This is a genomic window from Balneola vulgaris DSM 17893 (genome assembly GCF_000375465.1).
GTDB lineage: Bacteria > Bacteroidota > Rhodothermia > Balneolales > Balneolaceae > Balneola > Balneola vulgaris.
In genome coordinates this window covers 142,963-156,203 of record NZ_AQXH01000002.1, presented here as the reverse complement: position 1 = coordinate 156,203, position 13,241 = coordinate 142,963, and the positions used below count along the sequence as shown (strand labels likewise).

Genomic DNA, 13,241 nt, shown 5'->3' with positions numbered 1-13,241 from the left:
TAGCTGAAAATTAGAGAACTATTTTTTCTTTGTTTCCATTATACTGTCGAAAATTAAACTTTTTACGACTTATGAATTTTACCCCTTCTGGATTAAATCACATTACAATTAGAGTTAATCGAATTGACGCTTCAAAAGAATTTTATGGAGATATCCTTGGCTTTGAACTTATAAAAACAATGGGGCAAAGCATGGCCGTGTACGATATCGGAAATGGTGATACGCTAGTGATTGTAGAAGCAGAAACGAGTTATGACCCTACCTCAAGAGATTTTAGAGTAGACCACTTTGGTTTTTTTGTGGAAACGCCTGAGAAAGTAGATGAGCTAGCCACTTACTTCCGCGATAAGGAAGTAACTGTTATGAGTGGACCTGCGAATAGGAAAAAAGGTAGATTTTTGTTTATTTCTGACCCAGATGGGAATATGATTGAATTCTTTTATGAAGAAAAAAACTAAGATTGAAAAAGAGTTAGAGCGCAAAGAGTTTGAGAATTCAATTGCCCAAAACTTGGTTGATCAAGAAAAGGGCATTGAATTCTTTAATAAATCGATGAAGGATTTCAATCCTTGGATTATCAGAACTATTAATGCACTGAGTACATTAACGGTTTGTTTCGCAATACTCTCTATAGTCCGCTATTTTCTGCGTTATTATTTATTATTTGGCGGTGGTACTATTATAGAATCGATTTGGGTTTATGGTAATATCCTAATTACAATATTAACCATAATCTCCTTTGTGCTAAACCGATTCATTTTTCACATAGGGCGCGCAAAGTACTAATTAGCTGAGTTCAATAATCTCTGTATCGCGGATGTCGAAGTAATCCTCGGTATCCCAATCGGTATTAATTAAGATTCCACCTACTAGATACACCTTTAATCCACTTAGGATATCTTCGTTTGCCGCAATCATTTCCTTCATACGTGCTTGGGCTTTCTGATATGAAAACTCAGTAGCTTCATAAATAGGTGCATCAGCACTTATGATTTCGTTAGCATGAGGTTTTAACATCGCAAGTACACTCGACTGCTGATAATCTTCGCTATTAAGTTCTGGGGTCGCATCATCGTTGAGGGCTCCAACAGCGCCAACTAAAGATCCACAACAACTTGATGTGTTACTTTGATTCTCGCGAAGCATAACTCCGAGTTCTCCATTTTTTGATACACCAATGTGTGGACCATAGATAATAAAGGCAGCTCCATCGTCGGGAATATGACTAGCAAATGCTCTCATTCCTGTGTTACCAGCAAACGGAAATCCAGAGATGCCACCGAAACGAAAGGGGCCAGGGCCTGCAAAATGAGCGCTTAATGTATTCAATGAATTGTTTACTTCATCTGAACAAATTGAAGTTCCCCATACTGTCTGTTTAAGATTAAACCCACCAGAGGTTAGCTCATTCGTTATTTTTTCATCTAATTCAGAAATTGAAAGTGCGATAGGATAAAATTTATCTACAGACATTTGATTTTATTTTCAGTCAAAATTTGGTGAGCAGAAGATAATAAAACTCCTCTATATTTTAATTTTATAACGTTCATTAATTGGGGAAATAAATACGTATCTTGGAGGCTTATTGAAATCGTGAGTTCGCGATAAGACTGAATACTGATCCTTAAAGATTAGAACCTTTTTCAGGTTTATAGATCATTGCTGGCTTTTATAAATCAAGCTGTCTGCTTGCCTCTTGTCATTAGCTCACCTCTTTTACCAAAAAATGATTCCGGGCAAGAACATCGCACAGCACAAAATTTCTTTGTACGGGATAAAACGAACATTATATGTCAACGTTCCATGAACTAGGCCTTAAACAAGAACTGTTACAAGGCGTAGAAATCTTAGGTTTTTCAGAACCTACAAAAGTACAAGAATTAGCAATCCCAACAATTCTTGCGTCACAACGCGATTTAATCGCACTAGCCCAAACGGGTACAGGTAAAACCGGTGCATTCGGTTTACCAAGTCTACATCAAGTAGACACAGATTCTTCAGCAGTTCAAGTATTGGTGCTTTCACCAACAAGAGAATTAGCCATTCAAATCGCAAAAGACCTTAAAGCCTTTGCGAAAAAAATGAAAGGCCTAAAAACAGTGGCCGTTTATGGTGGAGCAAATATCTCTACTCAAATTCGTGCACTAGATAATGGTTGCCAAGTTGTAATTGGTACACCGGGCCGTATGTTAGATCTTATTCGCCGTAAAAAATTAGACGTGCGCAACGTTCGCACCCTTGTTCTTGATGAGGCTGATGAAATGTTAAACATGGGTTTCCAAGACGATTTAGATGCTATTCTTGCGGATACTCCTAAGGAAAAACAGACTTTATTATTCTCTGCTACTATGCCTAAAGCAATTGCTAAAATGGCTAAAAAGTACATGAATAATCCTGAGGAAATCGAAGTTGGTGAGCGTAATTCAGGTGCAAAAAATGTAGAACATCACTATTACATGGTGCATGCAAAAGACCGTTTTGAAGCACTTAAGCGTGTAACGGATATGAATCCAGATATCTACGGTATTGTATTCTGTAGAACTCGACGTGAAACTGCTGAAATAGCTTCAAAGCTAAACAAAGACGGTTATAATGTAGATTTATTAAACGGTGATTTGTCTCAGGCTCAGCGTGATGACGTAATGAATCGTTTTAGAACCAAAGAACTTCAATTACTTGTTGCTACCGATGTGGCTGCACGTGGTTTAGATGTTAATGAGCTTACTCATGTAATCAACTACAACCTTCCTGATGATTTGGAAGTGTACATTCACCGTAGTGGTAGAACGGGCCGTGCTGGAAACAGTGGTGTTTCTATTTCTATTATTCATACCAGAGAAACTCGTAGAATTCGTGACCTTGAAAGAATGTCTGGAAAAGACTTTATCAAGAAAGAAGTACCGAGTGGTGAAGAGATTTGCGGCATCAGAATGTTAGACCTGATTGATACCGTTAAAGAAACTCAAGTGAATGAAGAGCAGATGTCTAAGTTTCTTCCAGAAGCTTTAGAAAAACTAGCTGACCTTGAACGTGATGATCTGATCAAGCACTTTTTATCGGTTGAATTCAACCAATTCCTAGATTACTACAAGAATGCGAACGACCTAAATGCCAAAGGTGGCAATGATCGTGGTCGCGATCGTGATCGTGGTTCAAAAAATAATGGTAGAGATCGTGGTGGAAGAGGAAATGACCGCGGTGGACGTCATGGAGACGATAGCGGTTATGAGCGTTTCTTTATTAACGTTGGTCGCCGTGATGGATTGAATCCAGTACGTATGATGGGTCTTATCAATGAGCAATTAAACGGCTCTAAGCCAGATTTCGGTAAGATCGATGTTCAGAATAACTTCTCCTTTTTCGAAGTAGAACCAGGTTTTAGTAATGACTTGATTCATAGCGTTAAAGGTGCAAAATTCGAAGGTCGTGATGTAGCGATTGAACCTGCTCAGCAAGATAAGAAATCTAATAGCGGTGGCGGCGGTGGTCGTTCATTCGGCGGAAAACGTAAAGGCGGAAAAGGTAAACGTAGACGCGGATGAAAAAATATGATGTAGTTGTCTTGACCGAGTCAAGATATTTGGAGCCCACTTCAGTAAATGAATATGTACAAAATATCCTAACTGAGGATGAGCTCCTCAAAACTGCATTAGAACGGCAAGGACTTACCGTTTGTAGAAAAAATTGGGCAGACCCTTCGTTTGATTGGACATCAACAAGGGCTGCCATTTTTAGAACCACTTGGGATTATTTCGATCGTTTCAAAGAGTTCAAAACCTGGTTGTCGGATACCAGTAAGCTTACCCAATTCATAAATCCGATTTCCCTAATTCGCTGGAATATGGACAAGTGGTACTTACAAGATTTACAATCGCGTGGGATCTCTGTTGTTGAAACTCGCTATGTGAAGAAAGGGACTACTCAATCATTATCCGATCTAATTAAAGAAACGGGTTGGGATGAGGTGATCTTAAAACCAACCATTGCTGGAACAGCTCGCCACACTTATCGGTTGAATGTTTCCAATACCGCTAATCATGAAGAAATCTTTCAAAAGCTTATTGCGGATGAAGATATGATGATTCAACCTTTTCAGAAGAACATTGTGAAAAAAGGGGAAATCTCAATGGTGGTTATAGCTGGGAAATACTCACACTCTGTTTTAAAAAAGGCGAAGCAAGGCGATTTTAGAGTTCAAGACGATTTTGGGGGTAGTCTACATGATTATACTCCAACTTTAGCTGAACAAGAATTTGCCCAACAAGTAGTTAGCGCTTGTGATACTCTTCCAGCCTATGCAAGGGTGGATGTAATGTGGGATAACAATGATGCTTTAGCACTTTCAGAACTAGAGATAATCGAACCTGAGTTGTGGTTTAGAAGACATCCCGAAGCAGCCGATTCCCTAGCTCGTGAAGTTGTTAAGAGGCTTTAGAATACTGAGCATTATAGTCGTGCTACCTTATTAGCCTGATTGGTTGTCTGTTATAGGGTTTAATTTCAACAACAGCTTTATGGTCTTCATACGCACTACTCGTAGCCGTTATTCTAACCAAGGTGTCAGCTTCTATGGCATCAATGGAATAATTGTATTCTAGGTTTTTCAATTCAAGGTCATCCATAGTAAAGGATGGATTAATCCCATCATGTACTATTTCATATTGGGCTATTTCAAAACTAACATCAAATAACTCTGAGCGCATTTTGTCTAAGTTTTCACTAGCCATGGATTGCTCTTTAGAATTCTCAAATATAATTAACTGAGATATTACAATTGGCATACTTGAAACTGAAAACAGAATGATTAATCCACCAAGAAACCAATACCAAGGTTTCTTATTGTCGGCGGTCTCTTTCGCTTTTTTATAGCCTTTAAAAAGTAAATAGGGGCCTAGTATCAGGTAAAGAATTACATTTAAAAGCATTGATAAAGTTTTGCCATCAAATTGATAAGTCAATGGTTCATCACCACTAAAGATTCCAATAGCTGAAATCGCATCTATAGAGATAATGATGGAATAAGGGTATGGGTTAAAAATATAACTGAATATACTGGGTGTGAATCTTTGAGTGTCCATTGAAAAAGTAAATATCAATGTTATTAACACAAATAATAGGATTACAATTAACCACTCGGTTACATGTTTAGTTAAGTATTTCATAATCCACCTCTTCTTTATTGAGCACAAACATTATTTCAAAACGCCCTGTTTGACCATCGTAGTTTTTATAGTTTGGGTTTTCACCTAATGCAATATCGGATACTGCATAAACTCTGATTTCATCTTGTTGCTCATCGATGGTATAGAAGTGGTTCATATTATCATCGGTCTTTTCTCCAGGCTTGTCGGCTTCTCTAATTTCAAGTTCCGTTATATAGATTCCATCACCCGAAAAGTTCTCAGGCATGATTTCCCTTGCTGTTTCAACAATAGATTCTTTCTCTTGTGTGTGATAAATCTGAAGTACATAAACAAGCTTCTGTTGTATTTCAGCTTTGCTGATTCCTTTGTCGATTGTCTTTCTGATATTTAAAAGGAGGTCTTTTTGGAAATCCTTTCTTCCATAATTGTGGGCAAAGCTGATTGCATGAAATACAACCATGATTACAAACAATGAATAAATGAATCGATACGAAGCTTTATTGGGAAGTGTAGATTTGCTCATACTTAAGAGCCGACCAATAAATGCTACGGCTGTTATGAGAGCTAAAAACAGAGCTAACCATATTTTTTGGAAATATAGAGCAACCATAAAAGAGACTGTTGCAATCACTATGCTCTGTATTAAAAGTTTGTTTTCTTTTAGCATATGTCTATAGTTTTGTAGGCTTCACAGAAGTAACAAAAGTTTATGCTCAAATGAAAATCCCTCAATAGTATTGAATCTAGTGCCGAGCGGGGAGAATCTTATTATTCAAGAATTCTTGAACTCAGAATTTATAATGAAGAGGTGGGATAGGTCTTTGTGTTACAAGGGAGGAATGATGGATGTAGCAAACACAAAAAAAAGGCCTCAATAAAATTGAAGCCTTTTAAAATCATTAACTAATGCTGCTATTAAAGCTTAGTTGGGTTTGGTGCATCGCCATAAACTTCTTTAGGGTCGAATACTTTTTCATCTTCTTCAAAGCGTAACTCACCGTCTTTTTCGAAGAACTCATCGCCAGTTGGAACACTTCTATAGAAACAAGAACGGTACCCAACATGGCAACTTGCGCCATTACCTTGTACTTCAACGCGTAACCAAACACAATCTTGGTCATCATCAATTCTCATTTCTTTCACAATCTGAGTAAGACCTGATGTTGCGCCTTTATGCCATAATATTTCACGGCTACGGCTATAGTAAACTGCCTCACCAAGTTTGATGGTTTGTTTAAAAGCTTCTTCATTCATATACCCATGCATCAATAACTCACCAGAGGTGTAATCGGTTGTTACAACGGGAATTAAACCGTTTTCGTCAAATTTTGGGGCAAGATCGTTTGCTTCTTCAACTTGCTCAACGGTAAGTCTTTTTTTGAATGTAATTTCTGACATTTCTTATTAAGTCTGAAGTAATTGGGTTACCCCAATTGGTTATCTGTTTGTAAGGTCATTATGTTTTGGGTTCTTTGGAACAGGATCTTCACCATGGCTTCCCCATGGATGGCATCTTCCGATACGTTTTAATCCTAACCAAATTCCCTTTAAAGGGCCCCACTCTTTTACAGCTTCTATCATATACTGTGAACAAGTAGGAGTATACCTACAACTACTTCCCATCCAAGGAGAAATAGCCAATTGGTAAAAGCGTACAAAACCAATAATTAGAGCACTGAATATCTTTTTCAGTGCTTTCATTAATCTATGCTGAAGGTAGTTCCTTCTTTTCCATCCATAAGCTGTACGCCAAGCTCTTTCAGGTCATCTCGAATTTTGTCCGAGAGTGCAAAATCTTTATTCGAACGAGCATCCTTTCTAATCTCGATAAGTAATTCCACTAAGCCTCTTGTGAGCTCACCGTTAGAACCACTATTCTCGCTATTAGGCCAAATACCTAAAACATCATCCACAAATATTTTTAATAGTGAATGAATATCGCTCAAATTCGAAGGGCTATTCCCTTCGGTAATTTGTTTTCTAACTTTCTTTAGATGATCAAATAAAACAGCAATGGCTTGAGCTGAATTAAAGTCATCGTTCATGGCACCTTCAAAATCAGCTTTAAATGCATCAATATCGTAAGGTGAACCAGAACCATTATCAGCCTTCATTATAGCTTCCACAATGGAATGAAGGTTCTTCATGCCCGTTTCGGCAGCACTTAGTGCCTCTTCAGAAAAATCTGTGGTGCTTCTATAATGGCTTTGAAGTAAAAAGAATCTAATTACATCCGGAGACCAGGCTCGAGTAAGCATTTTATGATCACCAGTGAAAAACTCATGAAGATTTATGGCATTACCTAGCGACTTACCCATCTTCTGACCTTCAAGGGTCACCATGTTATTATGCATCCAATACTTCACGAATTGTTTATCGTGTGCACATTCTGCCTGCGCTATTTCACATTCATGATGTGGGAATTGGTTCTCTAAACCACCGCCATGGATGTCGAAACTCTGGCCAAGATATTTGGTACTCATTGCAGAGCATTCAATATGCCAACCTGGATAGCCAACACTCCATGGTGAGTCCCATTTCATAAGGTGACCATCGGTAGCTTTCTTCCAAAGTGCAAAATCTTCAGGGTTCTTCTTATCCGAAGCAGTTTCAACACGTGTACCTGCTTCTGCATCTTCTAAATTTCGACCACTAAGTTTACCGTAATTCTTGTCTGACTGTACATCAAAGTACACATTGCCATTCGATTCGTAAGCGTGCCCTTTTTCAATCAGGGTTCGAATCATAGCTATTTGCTCAGGAATATGACCGGTTGCTCTTGGAGCAATATCTGGTCTTAACACATTCAAAGCGTCCATATCGCGGAAATACGTATAGGTGTATTTCTCAGCAACCTGCATTGGATCCACTTGTTCTAACCGTGCTTTGCGAGCTAGTTTATCTTCGCCTTCATCACCATCTCCAACAAGATGCCCAACGTCCGTGATATTCTGTACATAACGCACTTGGTATTCGAGGTATCGTAAATACCTTAATACTACATCAAAAGACACATAGCTTTTGGCATGTCCTAAATGGGCATCACCGTAAACAGTGGGACCACATACATACATGCCAACAAAAGGAGCGTTGAGTGGTTCAAACACTTCCTTTGTTCTGCTTAAAGTATTGTAGACGCGAAGTTTTTGTTCAGCCAAAACGATTAAAGATCGGTATCAGTTTTAATGAAATCGATGAATTTCTGTTGGATGTCTTTATTCTTGAATGCTCCACGAAATTCTGAAGTAATAGTGCTACTGCTAATATCACGAATACCACGTGTAGAAACACAAAGGTGTTTACTGTCAATAAATACAGCCACATCATCGGTTCCCATCGCATCAGCTAATGCATCTGCAATCTGAAGGGTAAGACGTTCCTGTACTTGAGGTCTGCGTGCATAGTAATCAACCAAGCGATTGATTTTAGACAGCCCAATAACTTTTCCTGTTGAGATATACGCCACGTGAGCTTTACCAATGAAGGGTAAGAAGTGGTGTTCACAGAAGGAGGTCACTTGAATATTCTTTTCAATGACCATATCACTGTACTCGTAATGATTGCTAAAAGCACGAGCAACAGGTTTATTCTTCGGGTCTAAACCGTTAAAAATTTCTTTTACAAACATTTTAGCCACTCGGTATGGAGTGCCTTTGAGACTGTCATCGGTTAGGTCCAGTCCTAATGTGTGCATGATTTTGGCGAAATGCTCTTGGATTACCTCTATCTTTTCAGCATCACTCAGCTCAAAAGCATCATCTCTAATAGGGGTTAATTCTGAAGTACCAATATGGTCTTCACCAAGTTCATCTGCAGTAATTTTGTCTAATTCTAAGTTGTCCAATGGTATGGGGTTTCTTTCATGAAAGTTTAAGCCTATTTGGTGACTTAAAACCGAACTCCAAAGTTAAGGGTTCCTGTTGTCAATTAACAGTTCTATAGCTAAGAATGATTCTGCATTAATAAGTTGTAAGATTAGTGGTAAAAGTAGTTTAAAATTGATTGGCTATTCCTGCAATGTTGTTTGATATTTGACCTTTTAAAACAAATAGGGGAGTCTATGATTAAACACGTTGTAATGTGGAAATTAAAGGATATTGCAGAAGGCAAAACTAAAGCGGAAAATGCGGAAGTAATGAAGGAATTATTAGAAGATTTGCCTAGAAAAATCGATCAATTGGACACCGCAGAAGTAGGAATTAATATCATAAAAGATGATTCTGACGCTATTTGTGATGTGGTGTTAACTACCACTTGTGAAAATGAAGAAGCACTTCAAGCTTATGCGGTTCATCCTGATCATAAAAAGGTAGTTCAATTTATTATGAAAGTAACCGAAGAGCGAAGAGTTGTAGACTACAAAGTATAGGAATTCCAATGGATGAAAATGAACCTATAGAGTTACCTATAGATGGAATTCTAGATTTGCACTTATTCCAACCTAAAGACCTAGGTGGGTTAATACCGGATTACATCGATGCTTGTGTAGAGAAGGAAATATTTTCACTTAGAATCATACACGGGAAGGGAAAAGGGGTGCTGAGAAGAACCGTCCATTCCATTTTAGAAAAGCATCCAAAAGTACAATCGTACAGATTAGCAAACGATAGCAGCAGTTGGGGTGCGACTCTGGTTGACTTAGAACAGTGTTAACCTTTTTTTCGCAACATTTGGCTAATGCGTTAGTAAGGGGTGTGAAATTTAGGACGGTTATGATGCGATTTAGACTCTTCGGTATACTCTTTTTAATTCTATGGTGCACACGCACTGGGCAAGCTCAATCCAAGTATGATTTTCAACACATTGCTCCAAATGAGGTCGGTTTTGAACAGGATGCTGTGAATAAGCTATCCACCTTTCTTGAGCAAGCGGGTTCTTCAGCTCTTCTCATCATGATAGATGGAAAAATCGCATTCGAATGGGGAGAAACAGAACGGGTTCATACTATCCATTCCATTCGTAAATCAATGCTTCACTCACTCATAGGTATTAAGGTTCATGAAGGGGTTATTGACACGAATCAAACCATAAAGGATTTAGGAATATCAGATAAGTTTGGGTTAACCGAACAGGAAAAAACCGCACGCGTAGCCGATCTTTTGAAATCAAGATCAGGAGTTTATCACTCGGCGGCAGCGGTTTCGGAAGGAATGAGGCGAAATAAGCCTGAAAGAGATGAACATCTGCCAGGAACACACTACTACTATAATAATTGGGATTTTAATGTAAGTAACTACATTCTAGAAAAAGCTACAGAGAAAAGTATTTATACCTTATTTAATGATCTGATTGCTAAGCCCCTTGGGATGCATCATTATGATGGTACTTTCACTGCTTTTGATATTGACGAAATTGATGATGATCGTTCATTCCGCTTTCCAACTACTAGTGGTTTTTATCAATTCGAAAGAGCAAAATCTATTTATCCCGCCTATCACTTCAGGATGTCGGCAAGAGACATGGCCTTATATGGAAATTTATACCTCAATGAAGGGCGGCATAACGGACAACAAGTGGTACCTAAAGAATGGATTCAAAAAACCATTCAACCCTTTTCGGTATACAACGAACGCTATGGATTAGCCTATGGAATGCTTTGGAATGTGTTAATGCCTACGAAAACACGCAGTAATAAGTCGTTTTATCACACAGGGGCGGGAGTACATATGTTAGCTGTTTACCCATCAAGTAATATGGTATTAGTGCATCGAGTAGATACTGAAACTGCAGCAACATCCTTTAGTAACCAAGACCTCTTACAGGTAATCGATTTAGTTTTCGAAGCACGAAAAAAATAAATCATTTTATTGTAACCATTCAAAAAATGGGCGGTGTACAGTAATGAAACATGAACTCGGGGAATGAGAAGCTAGTGGATTCTACTACAGATAAAACCATTATGATGAAGGTGAAGGAGGGCGACTTAGATAAACTAGGTCTACTTTATGAGCGATATAATCGCTCCCTTTACAGTTTCTTCTATCGGAAGACGTCTCATTCTCAAGTCAGTGAAGATCTTGTTCAATCGGTATTCGAGCGTATGCTTAAGTATCGAACTTCATATTCAGGGACAGGAGCTTTCGCAACTTGGATGTTCAGCATTGCTAGAAATGCCCACATCGATCACTATCGAAAGAATAAGCGATATGATCAAAAGGAAGTGCTGGACGAAAATAAGTTAGGAGAGCTTCCCCCCGAGTATGAAGAAATGGACGAAAAGGAAATTCGAAAGAAAATTCTAGAAGAAGCATTACAGCAATTAGATAACGATAAAAAAGAAGTGGTAATACTTAGTAGATATGAAGGACTTAAGTATGCTGAAATTGCTGAGATACAAGGTGTAAGTGAGAATACAGTAAAAGTTAGATTTTTTAGGGCTATGCAAGAATTAAAAACATTGGTAAACACACTTAGTGAGGTGTACCGAAATGAATGAATCATATGAATTACTTATTGCAGATTACTTAGCAGGTAATCTTGATGAGGATGGTAAAACAAAAGTAGAGCAACTTATTGCAGAAGGTAAAATCGACTTGATTGATTTTAAAGCAATGGAGCAACTACATGAGGAATTGACTACGGTAAGTACTCCAGCTCCTTCAGAAGCAATGAGTGTTAACTTCTATTCAATGCTAGAAAGTGAAAAAGAAGCTCAAGCTAGCTATAAATGGGTGGAGAAAGTAAACGAATGGATCGCCTCTCTAACGGTTTCCAAACTAGCTTATGCTTGTGTTTTATTGATAGCAGGCGGTTTCATAGGAAGCTTTGTAAGTCAGGATGACTCACAATTAGAGGCGCTTTCAAGTCAAGTTCAGAATATGCAAGAAATGCTAGTGGTTAGCATGCTTGAAGGAGCATCCACTACAGATCGCCTAAAGGCCGTTAATATTAGCACCACGCTGCCAACTGCAGATGATAAAGCGATACGAGCACTGCTTTTTACCCTTCAAAATGATGAAAGTGTGAATGTTAGAGTACAAGCTATTGAAGCACTAAAACGCTGGGGCGACCACGAAGATGTACGTGAAGGGCTTGTAGGCGCTATTGGTGTTCAAGAGTCGGATATCGTAATTATTTCACTAGCAGATGCAATGATTGAGTTAGAGTTGAATAGCTCAAAAACAGAATTCGAAAAACTCATGAACGAGAGAGAGTTAAACATCGGAGTTAAAGAAAAAATTGAAAACACTATAGCAGTGCTATAAGGAGCCATTATGAAAAGATTAGTTATCACAGCATTATTTTTAGCTATTGGATTGAGTATCCAAGCTCAAAACCAACGAGTGGAAGAGAAAATTGATATCACTATATCATCAAGTGAATTAAGTAATATGAATGGGTTTACCATTCAAAATATAAATGGTGATTTGAAAGTAGAAGGCTATGATGGAAATGAAATTCGGGTAAGTGGATCAAAAGTTATTAAGAAACGACGAGGTCGGCTTGATGATGAAACCGTGGAATCCATTTTCTTAGAGCATCAAAGTCATCAAGGAATAATGTACATGTATGTTCGCACACCAGGAAGTGAAGTGAACTTCAAAAATGGGAAATTGAACCATAAGATGAATTGGGATAAGAGGAAGTGGGACAAATACGATGAAATAGGATTTCAGTTCGATATCGTTGTAAAAGTGCCAAATAAATTATTACTGAGAGCATCCACTGTGAATGGCAGCCAGTTAATTGTAGAAGGAATGAATATGGACCTGAATGTGAGTAACGTGAACGGAGACGTGATGGTGAGGGATGCTAAAAAAGCCGTTAACGCGAATACCGTGAATGGGGATATTGAAATTTGGTACGACAATGCTCCTACAACTAGCTCAGACTTTAATACGGTTAACGGATCTATTCAAATTTATTCACCAGAAAATTTATCAGCGGTTGTAACCTTTAAAAGTTTACACGGTGACTTATATACAGATTTCGATGAAGTAACACGATTACCAAACAAATTGAACAAGGCAAAAGGAAGTAAAGGCTATCGAGTTAGCAAAACGGCTCCCATCCAAATAGGGCAGGGTGGACCCACGCTAGCATTTGAAACACTCAATGGCGATGCCTACATCCAAAAAAGAAAATCAAAATAAAGAG

The 13,241-nt window shown here is 38.3% G+C and carries 17 protein-coding genes; 10 read left to right on the top strand and 7 right to left on the bottom strand.

Annotated features, from left to right (window positions below; all coding sequences use genetic code 11):
- Positions 1 to 71: 71 nt before the first annotated feature.
- Positions 72 to 458, top strand: coding sequence for a VOC family protein (locus B155_RS0107795; RefSeq protein ID WP_018127701.1), 387 nt, complete (start codon positions 72 to 74; stop codon positions 456 to 458).
- Positions 442 to 786, top strand: a complete 345-nt coding sequence (locus B155_RS0107790) for a hypothetical protein (RefSeq protein WP_018127700.1) — start codon at positions 442 to 444, stop codon at positions 784 to 786. Before B155_RS0107795 ends, B155_RS0107790 begins: the two co-directional genes overlap by 17 nt.
- Here B155_RS0107790 and B155_RS13170 read toward each other — a convergent pair whose 3' ends face one another.
- The gene (locus tag B155_RS13170; RefSeq protein ID WP_018127699.1) at positions 787 to 1,473 is read right to left on the bottom strand and encodes a hypothetical protein; all 687 of its coding nucleotides are present in this window, start codon (positions 1,471 to 1,473) and stop codon (positions 787 to 789) included.
- A 317-nt stretch (positions 1,474 to 1,790) separates the two neighbouring features.
- Between B155_RS13170 and B155_RS0107780 the strand changes: the two genes are divergently transcribed.
- Positions 1,791 to 3,542, top strand: coding sequence for a DEAD/DEAH box helicase (locus B155_RS0107780; RefSeq protein ID WP_018127698.1), 1,752 nt, complete (start codon positions 1,791 to 1,793; stop codon positions 3,540 to 3,542).
- Positions 3,539 to 4,435 carry an ATP-grasp domain-containing protein gene (locus B155_RS0107775; protein ID WP_026167256.1) on the top strand — a complete coding sequence of 299 codons (897 nt, stop codon included), beginning with the start codon at positions 3,539 to 3,541 and terminating at the stop codon, positions 4,433 to 4,435. The genes B155_RS0107780 and B155_RS0107775 overlap by 4 nt, the downstream gene beginning before the upstream one ends.
- Before the next feature lie 22 nt (positions 4,436 to 4,457).
- On the opposite strand, the gene B155_RS0107770 is transcribed toward B155_RS0107775, so the two are convergent.
- The 6 genes from B155_RS0107770 to folE all read right to left on the bottom strand — a co-directional run bounded on the left by B155_RS0107770 (position 4,458) and on the right by folE (position 8,988).
- Positions 4,458 to 5,162 (bottom strand): hypothetical protein, encoded by a 705-nt coding sequence (locus B155_RS0107770; protein WP_018127696.1) that lies wholly within the window; start codon positions 5,160 to 5,162, stop codon positions 4,458 to 4,460.
- Positions 5,146 to 5,667 carry a hypothetical protein gene (locus B155_RS0107765; RefSeq protein ID WP_240386265.1) on the bottom strand — a complete coding sequence of 174 codons (522 nt, stop codon included), beginning with the start codon at positions 5,665 to 5,667 and terminating at the stop codon, positions 5,146 to 5,148. The genes B155_RS0107770 and B155_RS0107765 overlap by 17 nt, the downstream gene beginning before the upstream one ends.
- Positions 5,668 to 6,059: 392 nt before the next feature.
- Positions 6,060 to 6,542 carry a phosphoribosyl-AMP cyclohydrolase gene (gene hisI / locus B155_RS0107760; protein ID WP_018127694.1) on the bottom strand — a complete coding sequence of 161 codons (483 nt, stop codon included), beginning with the start codon at positions 6,540 to 6,542 and terminating at the stop codon, positions 6,060 to 6,062.
- Between the two features lie 39 nt (positions 6,543 to 6,581).
- Positions 6,582 to 6,845 carry a membrane protein insertion efficiency factor YidD gene (yidD, locus tag B155_RS13165; RefSeq protein ID WP_018127693.1) on the bottom strand — a complete coding sequence of 88 codons (264 nt, stop codon included), beginning with the start codon at positions 6,843 to 6,845 and terminating at the stop codon, positions 6,582 to 6,584.
- On the bottom strand, positions 6,845 to 8,302 hold the full coding sequence (gene cysS / locus B155_RS0107750) for a cysteine--tRNA ligase (RefSeq protein ID WP_018127692.1): 1,458 nt from the start codon (positions 8,300 to 8,302) through the stop codon (positions 6,845 to 6,847). Before cysS ends, yidD begins: the two co-directional genes overlap by 1 nt.
- A gap of 5 nt (positions 8,303 to 8,307) precedes the next feature.
- On the bottom strand, positions 8,308 to 8,988 hold the full coding sequence (gene folE, locus B155_RS0107745; RefSeq protein ID WP_018127691.1) for a GTP cyclohydrolase I FolE: 681 nt from the start codon (positions 8,986 to 8,988) through the stop codon (positions 8,308 to 8,310).
- 216 nt (positions 8,989 to 9,204) lie between these two features.
- On the opposite strand from folE, the gene B155_RS0107740 reads away from it, so the two are divergent.
- Genes B155_RS0107740 through B155_RS0107715 form a run of 6 tightly spaced genes read left to right on the top strand, consistent with a single transcriptional unit; the run spans position 9,205 to position 13,237 of the window.
- Positions 9,205 to 9,513: a Dabb family protein gene (locus B155_RS0107740; RefSeq protein WP_026167254.1), complete on the top strand. Its 309-nt coding sequence runs from the start codon at positions 9,205 to 9,207 to the stop codon at positions 9,511 to 9,513.
- A gap of 8 nt (positions 9,514 to 9,521) precedes the next feature.
- Positions 9,522 to 9,797, top strand: coding sequence for a Smr/MutS family protein (locus tag B155_RS0107735; protein ID WP_018127689.1), 276 nt, complete (start codon positions 9,522 to 9,524; stop codon positions 9,795 to 9,797).
- Positions 9,798 to 9,856: 59 nt separating this feature from the next.
- Positions 9,857 to 10,942, top strand: coding sequence for a serine hydrolase domain-containing protein (locus B155_RS0107730; RefSeq protein WP_018127688.1), 1,086 nt, complete (start codon positions 9,857 to 9,859; stop codon positions 10,940 to 10,942).
- A gap of 50 nt (positions 10,943 to 10,992) precedes the next feature.
- Positions 10,993 to 11,580 carry an RNA polymerase sigma factor gene (locus B155_RS0107725; protein WP_018127687.1) on the top strand — a complete coding sequence of 196 codons (588 nt, stop codon included), beginning with the start codon at positions 10,993 to 10,995 and terminating at the stop codon, positions 11,578 to 11,580.
- Entirely contained in the window at positions 11,573 to 12,349 is a 777-nt protein-coding gene (locus B155_RS0107720) for a hypothetical protein (RefSeq protein WP_018127686.1), read from the top strand. The genes B155_RS0107725 and B155_RS0107720 overlap by 8 nt, the downstream gene beginning before the upstream one ends.
- Positions 12,350 to 12,358: 9 nt before the next feature.
- Positions 12,359 to 13,237, top strand: a complete 879-nt coding sequence (locus B155_RS0107715; protein ID WP_018127685.1) for a DUF4097 family beta strand repeat-containing protein — start codon at positions 12,359 to 12,361, stop codon at positions 13,235 to 13,237.
- The last annotated feature ends 4 nt before the right edge of the window (positions 13,238 to 13,241 follow it).

Bases quoted from the DNA above. Each gene is read 5' to 3' on its own strand.
- B155_RS0107795 (WP_018127701.1), top strand. From the start codon at position 72: ATGAATTTTACCCCTTCTGGATTAAATCACATTACAATTAGAGTTAAT.
- B155_RS0107790 (WP_018127700.1), top strand. From the start codon at position 442: ATGAAGAAAAAAACTAAGATTGAAAAAGAGTTAGAGCGCAAAGAGTTT.
- B155_RS13170 (WP_018127699.1), bottom strand. From the start codon at position 1,473: ATGTCTGTAGATAAATTTTATCCTATCGCACTTTCAATTTCTGAATTA.
- B155_RS0107780 (WP_018127698.1), top strand. From the start codon at position 1,791: ATGTCAACGTTCCATGAACTAGGCCTTAAACAAGAACTGTTACAAGGC.
- B155_RS0107775 (WP_026167256.1), top strand. From the start codon at position 3,539: ATGAAAAAATATGATGTAGTTGTCTTGACCGAGTCAAGATATTTGGAG.
- B155_RS0107770 (WP_018127696.1), bottom strand. From the start codon at position 5,162: ATGAAATACTTAACTAAACATGTAACCGAGTGGTTAATTGTAATCCTA.
- B155_RS0107765 (WP_240386265.1), bottom strand. From the start codon at position 5,667: ATGAGCAAATCTACACTTCCCAATAAAGCTTCGTATCGATTCATTTAT.
- hisI (WP_018127694.1), bottom strand. From the start codon at position 6,542: ATGTCAGAAATTACATTCAAAAAAAGACTTACCGTTGAGCAAGTTGAA.
- yidD (WP_018127693.1), bottom strand. From the start codon at position 6,845: ATGAAAGCACTGAAAAAGATATTCAGTGCTCTAATTATTGGTTTTGTA.
- B155_RS0107740 (WP_026167254.1), top strand. From the start codon at position 9,205: ATGATTAAACACGTTGTAATGTGGAAATTAAAGGATATTGCAGAAGGC.
- B155_RS0107735 (WP_018127689.1), top strand. From the start codon at position 9,522: ATGGATGAAAATGAACCTATAGAGTTACCTATAGATGGAATTCTAGAT.
- B155_RS0107730 (WP_018127688.1), top strand. From the start codon at position 9,857: ATGATGCGATTTAGACTCTTCGGTATACTCTTTTTAATTCTATGGTGC.
- B155_RS0107725 (WP_018127687.1), top strand. From the start codon at position 10,993: ATGAACTCGGGGAATGAGAAGCTAGTGGATTCTACTACAGATAAAACC.
- B155_RS0107720 (WP_018127686.1), top strand. From the start codon at position 11,573: ATGAATGAATCATATGAATTACTTATTGCAGATTACTTAGCAGGTAAT.
- B155_RS0107715 (WP_018127685.1), top strand. From the start codon at position 12,359: ATGAAAAGATTAGTTATCACAGCATTATTTTTAGCTATTGGATTGAGT.